General features: G+C 41.3%; 13 protein-coding genes, 1 tRNA gene and 1 pseudogene. 1 reads left to right on the top strand and 14 read right to left on the bottom strand.

Going from position 1 to position 19,828, the window contains the following annotated elements; all coding sequences use genetic code 11:
• On the top strand, positions 1–2,092 hold a 2,092-nt coding region (locus tag DBT_RS06840; protein WP_141674238.1), incomplete at its 5' end, for a PEGA domain-containing protein.
• A 54-nt stretch (positions 2,093–2,146) separates the two neighbouring features.
• Here the strand turns inward: DBT_RS06840 and DBT_RS06835 are convergent.
• The 14 genes and pseudogenes from DBT_RS06835 to nth form a co-directional block, all read right to left on the bottom strand.
• Positions 2,147–3,468: pseudogene (locus DBT_RS06835) on the bottom strand (IS5 family transposase).
• 337 nt (positions 3,469–3,805) lie between these two features.
• Complete coding sequence (locus DBT_RS06830) at positions 3,806–6,595, bottom strand: restriction endonuclease (protein ID WP_067618190.1); 2,790 nt, start codon at positions 6,593–6,595, stop codon at positions 3,806–3,808.
• Between the two features lie 424 nt (positions 6,596–7,019).
• Positions 7,020–7,157 (bottom strand): hypothetical protein, encoded by a 138-nt coding sequence (locus DBT_RS12090; protein ID WP_153304055.1) that lies wholly within the window; start codon positions 7,155–7,157, stop codon positions 7,020–7,022.
• A gap of 284 nt (positions 7,158–7,441) precedes the next feature.
• Entirely contained in the window at positions 7,442–8,218 is a 777-nt protein-coding gene (locus tag DBT_RS06815) for a DUF932 domain-containing protein (RefSeq protein WP_067618181.1), read from the bottom strand.
• Positions 8,219–8,375: 157 nt separating this feature from the next.
• Entirely contained in the window at positions 8,376–8,540 is a 165-nt protein-coding gene (locus DBT_RS12085; protein WP_153304054.1) for a hypothetical protein, read from the bottom strand.
• 93 nt (positions 8,541–8,633) lie between these two features.
• A complete protein-coding gene (locus DBT_RS06810) occupies positions 8,634–10,184 on the bottom strand; it encodes a DNA polymerase III subunit beta (RefSeq protein WP_067618178.1) in 1,551 nt (516 codons plus the stop codon).
• Positions 10,185–10,271: 87 nt separating this feature from the next.
• A complete protein-coding gene (locus DBT_RS06805; RefSeq protein WP_067618175.1) occupies positions 10,272–11,207 on the bottom strand; it encodes a Dna2/Cas4 domain-containing protein in 936 nt (311 codons plus the stop codon).
• 157 nt (positions 11,208–11,364) lie between these two features.
• On the bottom strand, positions 11,365–12,147 hold the full coding sequence (locus DBT_RS06800) for a hypothetical protein (RefSeq protein WP_067618172.1): 783 nt from the start codon (positions 12,145–12,147) through the stop codon (positions 11,365–11,367).
• Positions 12,148–12,256: 109 nt separating this feature from the next.
• Positions 12,257–12,655 (bottom strand): single-stranded DNA-binding protein, encoded by a 399-nt coding sequence (locus tag DBT_RS06795; RefSeq protein ID WP_067618245.1) that lies wholly within the window; start codon positions 12,653–12,655, stop codon positions 12,257–12,259.
• A gap of 352 nt (positions 12,656–13,007) precedes the next feature.
• Positions 13,008–14,513, bottom strand: a complete 1,506-nt coding sequence (locus DBT_RS06790) for a TraM recognition domain-containing protein (RefSeq protein ID WP_067618169.1) — start codon at positions 14,511–14,513, stop codon at positions 13,008–13,010.
• Positions 14,470–16,986: a TraG/VirB4 family ATPase gene (locus tag DBT_RS06785; protein ID WP_067618164.1), complete on the bottom strand. Its 2,517-nt coding sequence runs from the start codon at positions 16,984–16,986 to the stop codon at positions 14,470–14,472. The genes DBT_RS06790 and DBT_RS06785 overlap by 44 nt, the downstream gene beginning before the upstream one ends.
• Positions 16,987–17,781: 795 nt before the next feature.
• Positions 17,782–18,834, bottom strand: a complete 1,053-nt coding sequence (locus DBT_RS06780) for a tyrosine-type recombinase/integrase (protein WP_161939932.1) — start codon at positions 18,832–18,834, stop codon at positions 17,782–17,784.
• A gap of 209 nt (positions 18,835–19,043) precedes the next feature.
• A tRNA-Arg gene (locus DBT_RS06775) sits at positions 19,044–19,120 on the bottom strand.
• Between the two features lie 58 nt (positions 19,121–19,178).
• On the bottom strand, positions 19,179–19,826 hold the full coding sequence (gene nth / locus DBT_RS06770; RefSeq protein WP_067618158.1) for an endonuclease III: 648 nt from the start codon (positions 19,824–19,826) through the stop codon (positions 19,179–19,181).
• Between the last annotated feature and the right edge of the window lie 2 nt (positions 19,827–19,828).

Below are 19,828 nucleotides of genomic sequence, written 5' to 3'. Positions count from 1 at the left end.
TATTGTCCGTGGCTGTGGGGATTGTTGCTGCTTGGCGGATGACTCTGCGGCCTACACCCGGGGAATCAAGGTTCAGGCCAGGGCGCCCGACGGGTCAACCCGGTATATCTCGCTTTATTCAGGTTATTACGCCCTGGTTATAGGAGTGAGCGATTATTCCAGGGGTTGGCCCCGGCTTCCCAATCCGGTGCGGGACGCACGGCATGTTGCCAAGGTGCTGGAGAACCTCGGTTTTGAAGTCAAGTTGGTAATAAACCCCGATTCCAGGGAACTCCGCCAGGCCCTTAGCTCGCTTGTGAGTGGGGTGGGAAAGGAACCTGACAGGGCCATCTTCGTCTATTTCGCCGGACACGGCCACACCCTCCAGATGGCCGACGGCAAGAAGCTAGGCTACATCGTGCCCACGGATGCGCCAGACCCGGCAAAAGACCTTTCAGGTTTCATGGCACGGGCCATCAGCATGAGGGAGATCGAGGATCTCAGTTGTCTCATCCGTTCTAGGCATGTGCTTATGGCCTTTGACTCTTGCTTTTCTGGCTCTGTTTTCAGGGCAAGCCCCGGCCTTCCCTCACCATACATCCGTGAGCAAGTAGCAAAGCCCATTCGTGCCTTCATCACCGCTGGAAATGAAAATGAACAGGTACCCGATGAGTCCGTCTTCAAGACGGTCCTTGTTCAGGGCATAGCGGACCGGTATGCCGATAGGAACCATGACGGCTACGTGACCGGCGAGGAACTGGGCCTTTATATAAAGGAAGAGGTGGTGAACTACACGGAAGGGGCCCAGCACCCCCAGTACGGCCGCATCCGGAATCCGGAACTCGACAAGGGGGATTTTGTCTTTGTCGCCGGGGGCAGTATTGTTCACGAGGACGTGGCCACTTCGTCCCCGGCCCAGTCTGCCGGGACGTTGAGGTTCACCAGCGTGCCTTCAGGCGCGATGGTGTATGTTGACGGGGAGCGCCGTGGCGTGACGCCGTTGACTGTGTCCGGTTTAAAGCCTGGCGTGGTGAGTGTTCGGGTGGAAAAGGAGGGTTATATTGCCACGGAGAAGCAGGTAAGGGTGAAACCCGGACGGCGTACGGTTCTAAAAGTTTACCTGGACAGAGAAAAACGCACAGGCTGGCTAACGGTAAAAGCCGACCCCGCGGATGCCCGCATCAGGATACTGAACATAGTTCCCCGTTACCGTCCAGGCATTGAACTTGAGCCAGGGCGTTATCACCTGGAGGTGACAAAGCCCGGTTACAAAAAAAACGAGGAATGGGTGGAGCTTGGCCCAGGGGATGACCTGAATATTGATGTAAGGCTTGAGCCTGAGCATTCCAGGCCTTCGGTTGGTTCAACATATGGTTCAACATATACCGGTTCGGCAGGCCGCCTGCCTTCAAGCCCGTCTGCCGGTGACACATGGACAGAGCCGACAACGGACATGATTAATAATAGTCATGGAAATAGTTATGTAAATGATGTTTATAATCGATATTATAATAGTATAATTACTCAAAGATATGTTGAAAAAAATAAAGAAATCGCAAAGGAATTAAATATATTAAAGACAAAATTAAGTATTATTGATAAAATTCCAGTTGAATTAAGTGATGGCTCAAAGGTCTATTCAGCAAAATTTCCTGATTTAGGAGTAGTTGTAATATATGGATTTAAAGATGATAAAATACACAGAGGGTTATTTGTAGAAGATGATAATTTGACAGATGGAGGATTCCATCCCCATACAAAATCAGTATTAATAATAAATAAAGAAAATCAAGAAAAAAATGATTTATATAGTTCCTTATTTTTATATGACTCATTTTCTAATGGTGTGGATAGTAAGAGTGATGTAGTAAAATATAAAACAAAAGAATGTATTTTGGAAAATAAAGAAGGAGATGGTTGTGCTGTTTATAGTGTAAAAAAATATCAAGTATTAACAAATTTGAAAAAGTCTAAAAAATGGATAAACAATGTATTAATAAAGAGTCTCAAAAAATTGAATTTAGAAAGTGATACCGCAATTTGGGAAATTAGTATTAGATCTTCAAATTTTAAGGACTTATTAAAAGAATTAGAGAAAAAATATTTTGATTAATAATTTCTACCAAAATAAACTAAATAGTTGATACTGCAAAAATCTTTTTTAATTTTATCCATAGGAATGAGTAAATCTGAAGGCCAAAAGCAATTCATGATAAATTGAGCGCCAAAAGACTGCTGCCCAGCGCAGCAACTTGTGGAAATTCATACCCGCTGCTGATAGGATTACATTTAGGCAATCTCCAAGAATCCCCTTGAGACGATTGCGGTCCATCCTGTGGCAATGTTTCAGATGGCTTATGGCTCTATAGCCGCTCTTCGCTTCATCCATTTCCATAGACTCTTGGCTATTCTGCCTCGATGTGACCGGTAAACGTGAACTTCAATCTCTCCTGATTTGTAATTGTGACCACGATATCCCTGGTCAACAAATACATGGTCTGGCCTCTGAGATAAGCGTTCTATTTGTTTTAAGGCTTCGGCTAAGGTGTGACCGTCATAGGGATTGCCATGAAATGCCTTAGCTCCTACAAACCAACCTCCTCGGCTCGTGGCTGCTACAGATACCTTGCAACCAAACTCATATCGTTTGTGGGACTTGCCCTTACTAATGCACTCTACATGGGATTCATGAACACTGTAAATCTTATCTTTATCTTGCTTCTTCTGAAAATAGATTCTCTTGGATATCTTTAATAATGAACTCAATTCTTCATCTGGTTTTGGACACTTACGTTCAATATCCCGGATCACTCTACCAAGCCAGACCCTAAGCTTTTGGGTACACTTGAACGCTCGCTTCATCTGTCGGGCTCGGGCATATCGACTCTGTTGAATAAGCATCTTCCTGGAAAGACGATTGTAATTCTGCCTTAAGTTGATTCCCCTTGCCTTAGCCAATTTTACTAATCTTGCCCTGGCCCTGTCATAAAGTCTGGCATAGGTGGGATACCTTATGGACTTTTCCTGCACTGTGGTATCAACATTAACTCTCTTGAGATAGCTTGCATTTATGGCCTTAAGTCGCAAACCCGCAGAAATCGTCTCCTTCAACAGTTCCTCTGCCCCTGACTCCTTGATCCTCTTTCTCCATCTAGTCATACTGGATGGATCTATTGGAAACTCATGTTCAAAATACTTCATACCGCTAAAATATTGCCAGTATGGATTCTCTATCCAACCCTCTACAACAGCCTCATCACTCAAATTATAAGTGTATTTCAAATAATGAAGAGCTACCATCAACCTGGTACTAATCCCAGGACGGCCCTTATTGGGACAATAAGTCTTCCCAAATACTTCATCTAACCGATCCCAGTCTATGGCCTTGGCCAGCTTAACCATTGGATGGCTGGGATTGACGAGTTTAGATAATTCAATAGAAAACAATTGTCTCTGTCTGTCTTTTATAGGTGATGCTTTGGGTTTCATGGCAAAATTTGCAAGAAAATGGCTCCATTCGGTCTATTTTCTTGCAAAGAATTTAACAGATTTTTAGAAGAAAGTCTAACTATTTTCAGTAGTTAAACCTTTTTCAGGAACAACTACACTAAAGATTCTATATAGAGTTATAGAAGAAGAAAATTAGCCAAGGCTTAAGTTTTTCTTAATTCAGGAGTCTCGTCCTCTTACCGCCTGTTTACTGCTTGGTTAAAGAAAATCGTGTCTTTTGCGGGCTTGTAGCTAGGTGGTGTGGGGAAGGCGGGGGAAATCCCCGCCTTTACTCGAGTTAGCCCAATCAACCAATCAATAAGATGTTACACATTTCTTAGTTCACTTTGTTATCCTTAGCTTTAAATTTCCCTCTATATGTATGAGAAAAAACTCCAGGAGCAAGATTAAGATGTCTTGCCCAGTCTAGCATTATTTTCACATTTGTCTCTGCAGTTGAAAGCTTCCATTCAAGAGAATATTTTTTAATTAACAATTTACCTAGTTGGACATGAGTTAATCGATTATTATGATTCTCATTAAGAATTTCAATAAATGATTTAAAAATTTTCCATTTAGTAACTATATCTTTAACAATTTTCAAAGTGTTTCTTCTATCTATAAAGTCATAACAATCAGGTAAAATTGTAAGTGTTTTTGCTTCTCTCCTAATTAAATTCATTTCTTCAAGCATAGCAAGCGACTTGTAAATCGTACTCTTTGACAAACCTGACCAATTCACCGGCTCATTATTTTTTGCTGCTGTTACAAGGCGTTTTGCTACTTCACAAATTGGTGCAAATTGTATAGAAGGAACTGATAATCTAGTTCTTTTTTTTGCAAATACTAATGAATGATCTCTAACCTGAGTACCAGCCTTAAATTTTATCAACTTTTCATTTGATTTATCCCATATTGCTAAATCAGCTATGTCGAGCCAACCGGCTAATATTTTTGCATATGTTATCCATGTTTTCTCAGAAGCAGAGATATAAGGGAATTCACTTTGAAGTATATGTGCTAAATCATAAATACTTATTTCTCCTTTATCCTTGATAAGTTGTACAACATTAAAGATATATCGATTTCTCAATAAATGATCATTTAAGTAATTACGAAAGTTCTGTAATAGTTCTGATTCATCTGTTCCTATTGGTAACATGAGAACAATATTATTATTTTCTATTTTTACAATTTTAAGTAAACGAAGATCGCGAGCGATATTTAAAAAAGCTCCATCAGAAAGATTTGCTTGTTCTTTGAAAGAATGTATTAGTAATTTACCATTATTGTTTTGCAATATTGTAATTGCTTTAAAAACACTCCCAACAGAGGATCTTAGAAGATAAACCTCTTCAATTGGTAGCTTACCTGTATTAAGATAATCTCTAAAAATATCCCAATAAATATCATATTTAGTTCCAACTCTGACTATCAATCTTCGGTCAACTAGAGTCTGTATAACGGTCGGTGAAAGTTCTTCTCCTATTTCAGAAATATTAATGGGAGCTTGTTTAGAAATTTGTCTTAATGCTTCTTCTTGTTCTGGTGTCAATCCTTCTAAGTCATCTAAGAAAAGTTGTTCTACATTTAGAAGCCCCCTTACCATATCTGCCTGTGGGACACCATTTTCTCTCTGTTTTTTTACATGAGCACATAACTTTTTAAGTAGCCAAGGATATCCTTGAGAAAACTCCGATATTAAAAAACGCAGGTCTTTCCTCAATTTAGCATGAAGCTCATCAGATAATTTGTCCAAAAGAATATTGGTTTCTACTTCTGAAAATTGTTTTAAATGAAATACTTGACTAGACTCAACAATTTTATCTCTCCATTTATATGGGAATTCGGATGTTAATCCCACTAGATCTGTTTTCCAAGAAAAGCCAAGTATAATATTAGTTTGAATATCTGTGATTTTTAAAATAAGTTGTACAATTTTAACTAATACTTCTTCTAGATAGAAAATATTTTCAAATTGATCAAAAAACACTAACAATAGTTTTTTCTGACTTTTTAGTGCATTTCCTATTTTAATTAATGCGTTAATTACTCCCTCAAATCCAGTAATTACAGGTTCTTCCTCAATCAGGTTATTGAAATTGCCAAATTTCTTAATTATATGCTCTATAGCATGTAAAATAAATTGAGCACTTGAAGCTGATCTAGAATCAATTGCTATAGCATAATGTCCAAGTTCTTTAAGACGGGAAACAATTTTTAAAACAAGAGAACTCTTCCCCCATCCAGAATTAGCTTCAAATAAAATGCTTCTTAATGAAGCATTGTGATTAATAACGTCATTAAAAAAATTATCTATATCTGAAACAAGTTGTTGCCTGCCAATAAAGAACTGAGGATTCGCTGGAAATTGGTATTCAAAATAGGCAGAACTTCCTCTTAATTCAACTATAAGCTCTTTTTCTTCAGTAGATAAAATATTTCCATCTTCTTTTGTAAACTCAAAATCTTTAATTTCAGGAAGTAATTTTATAAAGTATTCACGAGAATCATTATCAGTTATTGTATTTCCTTTAGAATCAAATATTTGAACTTTTGTTGGGAGAGTGGAACCTTTAGAAATTAAATATTGAAGCCAGAATAGTCCTTTGTCACTATATATTAAAATTCTATCACCCGGGACTAGATCATCTTTAATCAATTTATCAATTTCTGCTTCATTAATAATTAATCCACTATCTATTATAATATCTATAATATCGGGTTCTTCGATGATTTTTATTGAAATTTGACTATTTGATTTGCAATTTTCGTTATAAAATCCTCTTGCGTGACTATTGACTCCTGGTATTGCAATAAAGAGCCCTTCACTCTTATTATCTTTTAACCAAAAGCTCATATATTTTCCAAAAAATGTTTGCAATTTTTCCGCAGTAATGTCAGAACCATAGCACTTACATTCTGCGAAAAGGGGTATTCCAGCGATACGCGCCTCTCCTTCTATATCAATTTCCATGCCAGCATAATTTACATTTGTTTTATGTTTATTTATGTTATAGCCATAATGTCGCAGCACCTTTGCCATTAACTCTTCAAATAATTTTCCTCTTTTTTGAGCCTCTTCTTGTCTACTTTTTCCAGAAGCTACGATTTTCAGTCTTCTCATTTTTTGTCATCTCATTGTTTTTATATGGGCTAACATTATATTTATAAGAGGAACCCACCTCTTGTAGAAACGAGGAATATTTTTTCTAATAGCCCATTCTTCAGAAAAAGCAAGTATTAGAAAACACCCATAAAAAATCAGAGATCAAAATATTTGGCGTTAATTGGAGAAAATTTTGATTTTTTCTAGCAGAAGGATTAATGCTTGATTTAATCAGTTGTTATTTTGATAACAAAATCAAATTGTCATTATAATAATATTGTAGCACTATTATTTATGTATCTGAATAAAATAAAAGATAATATTTTATTAAAGAATTATGTCTGTTAACCTTTTTCCACTTTGGGACGGCAGTACAGGCTCTTTCTATGCAAATCAGACAGCTTAGCCCAAAAAGAAAGGAGGCCTAATGCCCCCTTTCTGGTCATTTTTGTTGCTCCTGTTTTTGCTCTTTTAAAAAAGTCTCCGCCCTGGCCTGCCCTACTTTGGCGCAGACCGGGCAAATGCCGTGAGAATCCCTCGAATAGAGGTGTTCCAGTATTTTTCCGCACCATGCACACATGCTTCCTCCTGTCCCGCATAGTTTTGCCTCCCGGCGGCGGGCCTCTGGCCTTACCACAAGATGTAGGGCATGATCCAGCTTAAGAAGGCCTCCGGAAGCACAATATGTAGTAGGAAGTTCAGGACAGAGGTCCGCCGCCGAAAGGCGGACGGACAGGAGGGGAACTACCTGAAAAGCAGCTTGACCAATTGGACAAACTGCGGGTTAAACAGCGTCATGGCAGCGATCACTATGCCACTGCCCTGGCTGGCAGTGTTACGGTTCTACCCGCCGGGGGGTATTGATTAACTTTTAAGCTCCGCCATCTTTTCTGTGAGCAACCATAGGGCCTTATTTAGTCTTAGATTACGATCAAGCGATTTTACAGGCCGTGAACGCCTTTTGCGTCCACTTTTTGTAGTATATGTAAGACCGCCTTTCATAAGGTTTTCCTGGACCACATTAAATGTGGTCCAAAGATCTTTCCCATTGTCGTCATAGCGGCGTTCTTGCAGTAATTGTTCTGGTCGAATTGGCGCTTGCTCAGGGACTTCATAAACAAGACTATGTGCCGCCTGAGCATATATACTACGTTCATCTCGCGTAAGCTCAATAGTTTTCATCATTTCAACGGATTCTGCAATATTATCAGCTACTGCTACAATCTTATTCGCCGAATTGACAAATTCATCTGGATTGAATCCAATGTGTTTATGGGTAAAATTTGCAAAGTCAGAGGCCACCATTAAGCCATTTCCGCATATTTTTCGCCATACTGATGCAATCAACTGAAAAGAACAACCTCTATCGTGAGAATTATACAGAACAAGATCAATGCGTTCTCCACCAAACGAAAGCCCATCTTTCACAAAACGAATCATGTGCTTCTGGTAACCATCCCTTTCTTCTTTTCTTACTTGACTCTGATGAACACCCACAGGGAACCAGCCGACATCCCGTAACAGATCAACGGCTTCTATTGTAGGAATGAAAGAATATCGTTCTGATACACCTCTTATAGGAGCTTGTGCTCCTGCTGCCGGGGCCAAAGATATAATTTCTTCATTTGTTAAATAATACATCGTTCTACCTCCTTTCCTTTAAACGGAAGAAATGCCGGAGGCAGAACGTGACACCCCGCCGGGGGCAAAGAGTTCTGCCCCCGGCTTTGGGGATTGCTATCTTATTTTATTCAGACTTATCTCTTCAGTCTCCACTATATCATCTCCCCACCTCCGGTCATTTTTCCAGCATGACCAGGGCGGTAGATTTTCCGTTACGCCGCAAGCCAATAAAGCCCACGCACCTGAATCCTTTTGCAATGAACCTTCTGGCTTGCTTCATAACTGATTTGTAGGTACCGTTCAGATAAATCTGAGTTTTGTTTTGCAGTTTGACCGTCATGCCTCCTCCTTTCAGCGGGAGAAGACATGACTCCTCCCATGCGGGAGAAAAACACGTCTTCTCCCGCATGGGATCATGGGATTGAAATTAGATTTAATTCATGGCCACCACCCACTCCTGCTGGAGTTTGAATGGCTGGCCGTTGATTTCACCGCCTTTGCGGTTGTAGTGGCCTACCTCGTTCCCATCCTTATCAAGGATTTTGCCCTGAGAGAACAGGTATTGGTGGCCATCTATCACCGCATATCTACCCTTGCCGTTTGGCCTCAGGGCCTGGAATTGCAAAAGTGCCCTGTAGGACTCCTGCAATTTTGCCAGTTCAGCCTCCAGGTTGCGGATATGCTCCTCTTTTTTGAGAGCCTCCGCCTCCCAAAAGTCGAGACGTTTTTTGAGTTCGGCAAGGGCCTTTCCCTGTGCCTCTTGCTCCGAAGACGCCTTCTTATTAGAAGGCTTGGCGGCCTTCTTAACAGTGCGCTTCCTTGAACCGGCTTTTTTTCTGGTTGGTTCAGGAATTGCACTAGGATCAGGAGAGTAGGGAATCTCCTGCAAAGGAGTGTCTTTGGGGAGTTCATAATATTCATTTTTTTCTTCACGTTCGATATTAACGGGCATTTGGATATACCGATAGGTAACTCCATCTGTAATGATAAAAGGCTTATCATCTCCGGCATACCAGATAATTATTTCCCCCGTTAATCCTTTAAGTGCCTGAAGCAAATACGGGACATTTAAAGGTACAGAAACGGGGATTTGCGAAAATGCTGTTGACAGCATTTTCTCAAAACGATGTTCGGATGAGAAATTACCGACAACTTTAATGCCATCCTGCAGCCAGTGAATGATTACCGGAACGAAATCCTTTTCCTTGGTAGCAGCCTTGCAGTATGCGACTGCCTCTTTCAAGGTTGCTATAAGGTCATCGGCGTTTACTCTTAGAGGAACCCCTTTTGACGGGATTACCTCCTTATATGGGGGGTATTGCCCGTCTATTAGGGAGATGTAGGCGACAAAATTGTTGCCCTTTATTCGAATGTGTTTGTCCGAATGGGCAATTTTGAGGTCGCCTTCCAGGTTTATTTTTTTGAGATATGCCAGGGTGTTATGTACTACCAGTTGGCAATCAATTTCTAATGGAACCTGGCATATTCTATGACTATCGCTTGAGGCCATGTGGCCGTAATGGCCGAATGAGAAGTGGTGCAGAGTATATTTATCTGGATCCCCCAAAAAAGGGTTACATTTCTCAATGGCGTAGGCCAGTGCATGGCCTTTAATTACTCCTATCTCCCTGAATTTTTCTTCGGGGATTTTGGGATAATCTTCTGTATGTGCTGGAACGGTGTCTAGCACATAATTCCCCATTCTCAGGTAATCCCCGTCGTATTCCAGGGGGATTTGCTCTTTGCAGGTCCCTAAAACCGTGAGGACCTTTTTCACCGGAACCAGGACCTCGCCCTGCTTCTCGATCTCTCCTGAAATCTTGTGAGATAGAAAAATATTAAGGTCTTTCCTCATAATATGAATGCCCTGATCGTCGCAACTGATTAGGGCGTAATCTAAAATTGCCTGAGAGTATCTAGGCATCTTCCAGTCCAGAGATTTTAAAATTTTGGAGAGTTCCTTGGCGTCTGTGTATATTTTCATTCTGCCTCCTTTCACATCCCGTGGAGGAGGCAGACCCCCGCCAGGGGAGTGTCTGCGCTCCCCCAGCGGGATGGCGTTTTTTCTTCATTATTGCAAGGTCTTGATATCAAGGACCGAATAAGGATTTTTGGTCTGATAGTCGTCTAGGGACTTGTTGATAGTCCCCAGATCATCAGCCAGCTTTTTCCAATCCGTGCGGGTGGAATGACGGTCGATCTTGTCAATCCTGTGTCCTCCCGCCTTAAAAGCACCTTTTTTCTTGACGATATCAAGAAGTCTGCTGGCAAGCCTTTTGTATTCCGCTTCAGAGGCCTTCTTCCTGTCTTTGGCCTCCAGGACCTTCAACACATCCCCGGCAAGTTCAGGTATTTCATCCGCCTGGAATCTTGGACAATCCTTTATAAAGGCGCAGTAACCGCAAAGCGGAGTGACTTCCGTTTCCGGCTCTGTCCCTTCTGTAATGCAGTCCCAGATATGTTTTGCTCTTTTAAGGAGACCATTGAAGATGGTCTCATTCGGGGTATAGCCGTTGAACCGGCGGATGTCACCGTCGTTGAGATCCACTACTATGATGGCCCCCTTGATGGCCTTTTGTGTATGCCTTGCCATCACGCCCATCTGAAAGTGTAATTGCATCTCCCACAACTCGTATGGTGTCTCAGGAATGGAAGAAGCTTTTACTTCCATCACTCCGACTTCCTGTTTGGTTGTGGGTTGAAATAGTAAATCAAGGTGAATCTTGATGGGCACGGGATCGTCGAGTTCTAGTTCAACCTGGCGTTGGGGGTTGTATTTCTCATATATCCCGGCAACCAGGTCTTCAGCTAGGTGTCCTCTCATGAATTTGATATGAGTGGCAAGGTCTATTTCCTCTCCATTCAATTTTGAGAGTACAACCTTGCGTGGACAGTGGCCTATATCTGAAGCCCCGATGTATTGGCTTCTGTCGCCAAGATATTGTTTTGTATGAAGTGCTGAGAGTTCTTGAAGCCTGGTAAGTATGAAAGATTCAAATGCTACCATTTGTCTCCTCCTTTCATGATTATGCCGGAGGAGACAGACGGGAATCCCCGGCCAGGGGAAACCTCAGTCTCCCCCGGCGGGGTATTCATAAAACAAAAGCCGTAAGCAGGTGTTGGAATTGCCGTGGATACGGCTGTGCTTACGGCTTTTGGTTTAATTAAAAGGGTATATCATCCTCTCCCCGTTCCGAAACGGATTCCTTAGGGGCTTCCGTTTGTGGTTGCGGTTGAGGCGGATCAGCCTCCGGTGGAGAGGATTCATCTTCAATGTCCTGAGTAAAAATATCCGAAGCAGCCGTTACGGTTAGTATGGCGTCAACGAACGCACGTTTTTTCGCCATTTTTTTTACCGTATTCCAGCAATCAGCAGGGTCCGGATTTTCGATACGTTCGCCCTTCCGAACGATTTCCCAGCGGCCATTGATTTTTTTGACCGCATATCCAAGACCGCCGATGACCTTTTGGGCTGCTTCCGGGTTTGTTTTACGCAGATCCCAGTATTTCCTTGGCACTTGCCTGCCAGTAGGTTCAATGGGACCGCTACGGTAACGATATTTGCTCTCAAGTGTAGAGCAATTACCGGTACCGCTTCCAAGGAATTTGCCGGAAATGATAGAATATATATGACAAATTACCTCGTATTCTCTATGCCCGTTGGGCAGGTCGTAGCGAGTTATTTCGTATTTGGGAGCAAGGCGAAAGGTCATCGCTAGTTTTTCTGCCCCCGCCTTGTAAAGGACGGGTTTGCTGGAGCCTGGAATGACACCATAGTGTTCGTCCTTTTTCATTACCCCCTGCATAACCCGCTGTATAAGCTGGACTTGGGCCTTGACCTGTTCCAGAGGCAAAGCCTCGTCCAGTGGATTTTGGGGTACAGAATGTAAAGTTTCGACTTCTTCTACATTAAGAGCAAGGGTGGGGATTTCATTTGTATTTTGCATGGTTTCTCCTCCTTTTTTTGGTTATGCCGGAGGAGACCATGCAGTTCCCCAACCGGGGGAAGCAAAGTCTCCCCCGGCGGGGTAATGAGTTCAAATTCAGTTAATCTTGTTAAAACGGCACATCATCTTCATCAATTGGAGGGGGCTCAAGCTCGCTTTCTTCCATTGATCCTGAGCCCTTGGATTCAAGCATCTGCATTTCTCTTGCGTGTACCTCAGTTGTCCAACGCCTATTACCATCCTGATCTTCCCAGGCCCTTGTACGAAGCTGACCCTCAATATAGACAAGCATTCCTTTTTTGAGATACTGCTCACAGATTTCTGCAAGCTTGTTCCAAGCAACTATGCGATGCCATTCGGGTTCCTCTACCCATTCTTCTCCTCTCTTTATCCGGTTGTTGGTTGCTATTCTAAAGCTTGCTACAGGCGTTCCAGCCTGTGTGTAGCGAATTTCTGGGTCTGCCCCAAGTCTTCCGATTAAGATAACCTTGTTTACCGATTTTACCATAACGTCCTCCTTTCTTTTTATTTTTTTATTTTTCACCAGGAGGACGTATGCTCCCCGCCAAGGGGTAATATGACGTCCCCCTGGTGGGGTTGCGATGTAGTCTTTTAACTTTTTCCTAAAGTTAAAAGATAAAAGTTCGTTAGATAAAAGTGAAAGATAAAGAAAATAGTTTGAATATAAAAGATAAAAGATAAAGAATAGCCAATTGTCAAAGAGCAGTCTTTTTTGACATAAAAGCATTAAATATCTTTCTAGTATTTGTAATTTTGTATACCGGGTCTTTTTGTAAGTCCAGTATGTTACAAAATTTGTTCAAATTGGGAGCTAAGAGTATATTTTTGAATCATTTTTGTTAGTGTGCCCAATATCTTCTTCTAAATCTCTTTATATCGGGTTCGCTTAGAACTTCCTGCACGTTTTCTGCTGGCGAATCGTTCTTACTGGGTTTTTTCCATTTCAGCGTGGGCATGATGAGATTTAGATGCAGCGGGGATACCGTGGATGTGTAGCCCATGTATGATTGTTCGTATATAAACGCTACGAATTCCCTGGGTTTAAATTCAGTCAGCGCGGTATCCGAAAGTACTTTTTTCTCCATTTCTCTTGCCGTGGAGAACCCACCAATTGATAGAGTTGGGGAGTAAGTTTTGATCTTACCGGCCTTATCGGCCACATATAGTGCGGTTTCTTTACTTCCCGTTCTGAGCCAGATTTGAGTATTCAGGTTATCCAGTATTTTCTGGCAGTATGCCTTACCAATTGCGGTTTCAAAATCAGCAAGAGACTGGGTAAGGAGAGTTAGATGTACGTTTGTTCCACCGGCCTTATTGAACAAATCATCCATTCCTGGATAGAGTACATTGCTGGCTTCATCTACGTGTACTGCAAGAGGGGGATTGAATTTTTTACCCTCAGCATTGAAATGGCCTGAGATGCTTTGAAGGCCGGAGAGGATGATTTTCCCAACGATATTTGCCGTATCCCTGGTTATAAGGCTGGCTGTTGAACAGTAAAATACGGTAGGTTGGTTATTGATAAGTCTTTCAAAAATGGGGTTTTCTTTTACATCTGAGAACAACCTGTTAATGGTACCGAGTGTGAGTTGAGAGAGTTCTGTTCTAAGAGAACCAGATACCTTTGAAAAGTGATCCTCTTTCTGGGCCAGCATTTGTGCGAGTTTTGGTAAAAGTTCATTTTCAATTATCTGCTTTACAGGTTGTCCTTCGAGATGGACTGTTCCCACGGAACTGGTTAGTTGTTTTAACTGAGTATATAATTTTTTCAGGTCTGTGTATGAAATGAAATGATTGAGGCGAACCAGGTTGAATTCAGGGGTTCTTCCGGCAATCACATCCAGGACCTGGAGAGAACGTACCACAACAAGGAGGACCTCTTTCGACACCTTGTAGAAGAAGTCCGCATCATCTCCTTTTCCGGAAGCAATACTACTCGCCACATGGTGCACTATTTCTTCTGGAATCACCCAGTACGCCAGAGGATTTATTTTCACCGAGATATCTAGGTGAAAAGGTGAGAAGAAATAGAAGTGGTCGAGTCTGTTTGTAAGGATACAGGTTTGAATTATCTTTGAAAGGAGTTCAATATCTCCTTTTGGATCAATTATCCATACGGATTTACCCTGTCTAATGTCCCATTCAATCAGATTTTCAGCGAGTCTTGTTTTCCCAGACCTTGTTGTACCGAATATTCCTACATGGCCGTTTCTAAATTTCTCTGGAAGGTCGATATTGAGTTTTGTAGCTTCTGGATATGGAAGGTCTTTGAGATAAATGCCTGTTCCAATACGGAATTTTTTATCGTTTTTCCATTGCAATAATCTTCCGAAGAGCTCGATCATAACTCAAACCTTCATCAAGAAGTTTTTCAATAATAGCTGATTCAGTTGCATCTGTTGTATAGACAAGTTGGGTATATCTTGGAGCATAAAATCTTAATATGTCTTCACCGAATGGGGTTTTCATGTATATTTCGGAGAACTGGCCCTTAACAGTTTTCAGTGTAGGAATTACTGAGAGAGCATAGTCAGACAGATATTTTTTTGCTTTTTCCTTATTGAAATTTTCCACTCTTAGGGAGACTACGAAGTGTGAGTTATTCCAAAGTGCATCAGCGACAGCACTTCCATCTAGATCGCTTGGGCCTTGGGTAATAATCCAGCATCCTGAACCTGTTTTGCGAAATCTTCTATAGGCCCTTTCAATAAAATCAGCAGTTCCTGTCTTTAAAGCTTCCCATGCTTCATCTATAAACAAAAATTTTGGTTTTTTTCTGAAAGAGGGATCTTTCATGGTTTTTAGCAGGAAATCCTGAGAAATGCGGTACATTAAATAATATAGCGATACTTTTTGCAGATGGGTGCGTTGCATCAATGCTTCCATTTCGATCACAATGAGGTCAGATTCAAAATTTATGGATTTGCCTCCAGCCACCCATCTGTAGTTTTCTCCACCTTTACACCAAGGTTTAAGCATAGTGGCAATATCTTTTATTCTGTGATCCGAATGTTGTGCCAGTTTTTCCGCTATAAGGTCAAAGGTAGTCTCCTGTTTGTATTTTTCTGCCACATCAGCGATAATTTCTGTCAATGCGCCCATCTGAAAATCAGTTAATCCTTTTTTGGGAGCTGCCATTGATTCCACAAAATTTTTCAGCATTTCCATGTCATCTACAAGGAGTTCAGGATCATCAGAGAGATGTGCAAACGGATTGATATTTACATTGGACGTGTCTTCAAAGTTTATATATTCGCCATCCAGCATTTCACATAACTTTTTAAAACTCTTACCTACATCCAGAATAATAATTTTAGCACCTGCTGAAAAATATGAGGCCGTAAGTTCATTGAGAAAAAAGGATTTTCCACCGCCAGTTCCTCCAAAAATAAGGCCGTTATATCCCTGAGGTGAGGCGAAAATATCACCTGTAATCAGATATCCTCTTCTTGTGGAGAAAAGAAGATAAGGTTTACCGAAACTGCCTCCTTCAGCATGTACCGGCGCAAGGCATCCGATCATAGAGGATGATAATGTTCTTGTTCTGAAAAGTTTTGGTGCCTCATCAGGATATAGACCCATTGGGAGGGAATTCAGGAGTAGAGGGGCCATAACAAATTTGTCTCTCACAGGAAGGAATCCATGTCTTTTTGCATGGGTGATATATGAATATGTGGCCTCTTCGAGCTGTTTTTCAGAATTAGCAAGTACAATAGTGTGCAGGTAAGCCTTAAGGATAAGTTCCTTTTCAGCTCTGTTCATCAGTTCGGCCAAATCATCTTTTACTTTTCCTACTTTAGGATTGAATTTGGCGAGAGGACCAAAAGTTTGCCACGCTGCTACTGCATGTCTATTAGCGATATTGGATTTTATAGAGATCTGGTCCGGAACATAAATGTTTAGGACGTGAATTACCGTATATGGCAGCTGGATTTCGGTTTTTCTATTATCACCTACCAGGCGGTCCACCATACCAGGTTCAACCGCATCTGGATATTGGCGATAAGAAACTGTGGCAATGAATCTGTTTGCGTTTGTTAGAAGGGTATCCGAAGTTATTTTAATGCCTATGGATGGGGGCGAAATCAATTCTGAGAGAGGTATAAATAAATTTTCCAGAAGAGAATCGGCTTTATATTTTTTATTAGTAAGACAGGCCTTAAATGGAGTGGTGTAGGAGGGGGGGAGGATGCCTTCAGGATCACTAAATAGAAAGTAAATAAAATTATAAAGGTCGGCGGGAACCCCCTTTTTCGTATCGAATCCAGCTGTCTGAAGTACGCTTTTAGTCTTTTGGATCGTACTTATCACATTGTCTACAGTTAGTTCAGAAGGAGATACGGTGAAACTGAAGAAAATGTAAGGTTTTTTCAAAAGGAGTGGGTAAGAGGAATCCTGTAATCCTTCCGTAAGTTTTCTGTATAATTTAGCCTTTTCGGCCATCATGTGGGTTAAAACTTTCTGCTTCTCCTCAGAAATTTTTAATTTTGTTCTATTCCTGAGTTTCAAGAAGTCAGAAATCGTTTCCCCGATAAAGGGCATTTGGGCCATCAGTATCTGTACGGTACTTTTGGGCGGCATAACCGACAAGAGAGATTCAAATTCCTGGAGGAATGATTCTTTGGGCGGAACTGTTACTTCAGAGACAAAGAACCACCCGATCCTGTTTTCTTTCCCGTGATCTAGGAGAAAAATGTAATTTTCCGGGTCCCAGGCCCTATAAGGCAGGAAATCTGCTAGCCTATCATGATCCAGTTTTTTTCCAAACCGTTCGCTCAGACCAAATTTTTCCGCTAATTCCCACGTGAAATCGAACATAAAGGTCTCCTCTGTCTTTTTTGGGGTAAAAACTGAAGACGAAAGTAAACAGAACTGTAGCCAGGGAAATGAAAATCAAAGAATTGGATAGCAAAAAGGTAAAGAATAATGTATCAAGGATAACTAGCTGTAATTATAGATTATTTCAAAGAGCAGACCTTATCCCATAAACATTTTCCTTGTAAAAACAATCTGTTGAGAAAACTAAAGATATATGTAGCCATCATAAAAACTAAAGAGATGTGTAACCAGAAACGTAAAGAAAAAGGTAGCTAGCACTAACTACTTGTTTTGATTTAAAAAAATCTAATAGCTATAACATGGTTGGCGATTTTTCTGTATTAAAAACGGCAAGTTAGCAAAGGTAAAGCAAGGTGTAGCAAAAGGTAAAGAGGTATGTAGCAGGATCCTCGAGGACCTCGCCGAACGGATATTTTTTTGCTGTCAAAATAAAGTGTTGGGAAAAGGTAAAGTGGATCGTAGCAGACCTTCCCTGCCTAACGGCCTGTTTTGACGATATTTTCCCAAAAGGTAAAGAGCCAGGTAGCGCAAAAGGTAAAGAGAACCGTAGCAAAAGGTAAAGAGGTGTGTAGCAGGTCCCAACACACTTAAATGACTCCAATTTTTCTTGTCCTGCCCCATAAAAGGTAAAGAGATGTGTAGCGGTAAAAATACGGGTTCAGGAACTCGTAAGTGGCTGGAAAGATACGGTGTTTTGCAAAAGGTAAAGAGAAGTGTAGTGGCGGGGCCTCAAAAAAACTGCCCTCTCTCTTTTTTTAAGATATATATATATATTTATAAGAGAGAATCAAGCTTTTCGATGGCTTCCCGTTTCTGGCTATCCAGGATGTGAGTGTAACGGATCACCATCTGGAGGGTTTTATGTCCGAGGATTTCTTGGACTATACGGAGGTCCACTCCTGCTTTCAATAAATGTGATGCTGCCGTGTGCCTAAGATCGTGGATATGAATATGGTCTAGTCCTGCTCTTTTTTTTGCTGTTGTCCAGGATTTCTTGAAATATTGACTAGGAATAAGTAGCAGTCTCTTATGGGGGTTGGGGGGTAAAAACACCCAATTACAATCTGGATTTCTTTTATCGTACAAATCCTGTAAAACCTTCTGTGCTGAATCGGTCAATGGTATCCAGCGTGGTTCCTTGTTCTTAGTTTTGTTTAGTAAAATACCTTTCTCTTCGAAATTTACCTGATCCCACTTGAGACCAGCGGCTTCTCCAGGTCGCATCGCAGTATGGAGTAAAAGTAAAACATAAGGATACAGTTTTTTATTGGAACTTTTACGTGTCGCTTCCAGAAGACACTGAATTTCGGACTCGGAAAGGAACACAATCCTTGCATTATCGACTTTGGGCTTTTTTACCTTTTTGACTGGATTTTTTATCGGGATACCCCATTCGGTAGCTGCAATATTAAACAGGTGAGAAATGAGGACCAATTCCTTCAATACAGTTGATGGAGCAACTTGTTCCAGTCGTTTGTTTCTGTAATTTGCAATTTTTTCAGGGGTAATGTCTGCTAGAGTCAAGGAAGTATTGAAATTGGCTTTGATTGCTTTTATTGAGTCTCTATCTCTACGCATACTGTTGGGAGATTTCATTGAGGAAATAGTCTCGAAATATCTATCAAGGGCCTCTGCAAAAGAGATTTTCTTAGCGGTTTTCTGATCTATATATCGGCCACTTCTCATCTGGGCCTCTACCTGGGCGGCCCAGTTTTTGGCCTCAGTTTTTGTGTCAAATGTTGCAGAGACCGAGTCGTATCCTTTTATCCTGACGGTTGCCGTGTAAGTAGTACGAAATTTTCCTTTATAAACACGGATGCGGGCCATGGGTGCCTTGTTCCATTTTTGTTCCATTTAATTTAATACAAAAAAATCACAAAAAGTCAAAAATAAGCACTAAATTTGATAACAAACGCTACTAAGCTATTGATTTAATTTAAGAAAAAAATAAACACTAAAATTTTAGGGGAGTTATAAGGAAAGAATAGGGAATAAAAAAGGGATTACAGCTAACTTGCTGTAATCCCTGAATTTTCTGGCGCGCCCGGAGAGATTCGAACTCCCGACCTACGGATTCGTAGTCCGGCGCTCTATCCAGCTGAGCTACGGGCGCTTAAGTTTTGCCTCTATATACCACGTGTTGGCTCAAATGCAAGATGCAACATGTCTATTTAAAAATTAAAAGCACTGGGGCATATATCATTTAATACGCATTTTTCGCACCTGGGCTTTCTTGCCTTGCAAATCGCCCTTCCGTGTTCGATCAATTCATAGGAAAATGGGCCCCATTTTTCCTTTGGTATAATGGCCATAAGATCCCTTTCTATTTTGTCTGGATTGTCATTTTTAGTAAGGCCAAGGCGTTTGGAAAGCCTTTTAACGTGGGTATCCACAGGGATGCCAGTCACTTCTCCATAGGCGTTATATAGAACGCAGTTTGCCGTCTTTCGAGCAACACCGGGCAGAGTGAGTATTTCCTCCATGGTCTTTGGGACCTTTCCATCGAATTTTTCAATGATCATCTGGCATGCCCTCTTTAGATTTTTGGCCTTATTTCTAAAAAATCCAGTTGGTCTAATGAGTTCCTCAATTTCCTCGATTGGGGCATTAGCCATGGCTTCCGGGGTCGGGAGTTTTTTAAAGACCTGTGGAGTAACCTCATTGACCCTTTTATCTGTACACTGTGCACTCAGTACCACTGCCACAAGGAGCTCATAAGGTGATGAAAAATTCAAGGCAATCTTGGCATTGGGGTAGGCCTTTTCAAGCCGTGATAAAATTTCGTTAACGTATGAAGCTTTTGGAGCATCGCCTCTCATGG

It is taken from the genome of Dissulfuribacter thermophilus, assembly GCF_001687335.1.
Taxonomy (GTDB): Bacteria; Desulfobacterota; Dissulfuribacteria; order Dissulfuribacterales; family Dissulfuribacteraceae; genus Dissulfuribacter; species Dissulfuribacter thermophilus.
Note: the sequence above shows the minus strand (reverse complement) of the source record. Positions and strands in the feature narration are given on the sequence as shown.

Excerpts from the sequence above, each read along its gene's own strand:
- DBT_RS06830 (WP_067618190.1), bottom strand. The coding sequence starts at position 6,595 with ATGAGAAGACTGAAAATCGTAGCTTCTGGAAAAAGTAGACAAGAAGAG.
- DBT_RS12090 (WP_153304055.1), bottom strand. The coding sequence starts at position 7,157 with ATGTGTGCATGGTGCGGAAAAATACTGGAACACCTCTATTCGAGGGAT.
- DBT_RS06815 (WP_067618181.1), bottom strand. The coding sequence starts at position 8,218 with ATGTATTATTTAACAAATGAAGAAATTATATCTTTGGCCCCGGCAGCA.
- DBT_RS12085 (WP_153304054.1), bottom strand. The coding sequence starts at position 8,540 with ATGACGGTCAAACTGCAAAACAAAACTCAGATTTATCTGAACGGTACC.
- DBT_RS06810 (WP_067618178.1), bottom strand. The coding sequence starts at position 10,184 with ATGAAAATATACACAGACGCCAAGGAACTCTCCAAAATTTTAAAATCT.
- DBT_RS06805 (WP_067618175.1), bottom strand. The coding sequence starts at position 11,207 with ATGGTAGCATTTGAATCTTTCATACTTACCAGGCTTCAAGAACTCTCA.
- DBT_RS06800 (WP_067618172.1), bottom strand. The coding sequence starts at position 12,147 with ATGCAAAATACAAATGAAATCCCCACCCTTGCTCTTAATGTAGAAGAA.
- DBT_RS06795 (WP_067618245.1), bottom strand. The coding sequence starts at position 12,655 with ATGGTAAAATCGGTAAACAAGGTTATCTTAATCGGAAGACTTGGGGCA.
- DBT_RS06790 (WP_067618169.1), bottom strand. The coding sequence starts at position 14,513 with ATGATCGAGCTCTTCGGAAGATTATTGCAATGGAAAAACGATAAAAAA.
- DBT_RS06785 (WP_067618164.1), bottom strand. The coding sequence starts at position 16,986 with ATGTTCGATTTCACGTGGGAATTAGCGGAAAAATTTGGTCTGAGCGAA.
- DBT_RS06780 (WP_161939932.1), bottom strand. The coding sequence starts at position 18,834 with ATGGCCCGCATCCGTGTTTATAAAGGAAAATTTCGTACTACTTACACG.
- nth (WP_067618158.1), bottom strand. The coding sequence starts at position 19,826 with ATGAGAGGCGATGCTCCAAAAGCTTCATACGTTAACGAAATTTTATCA.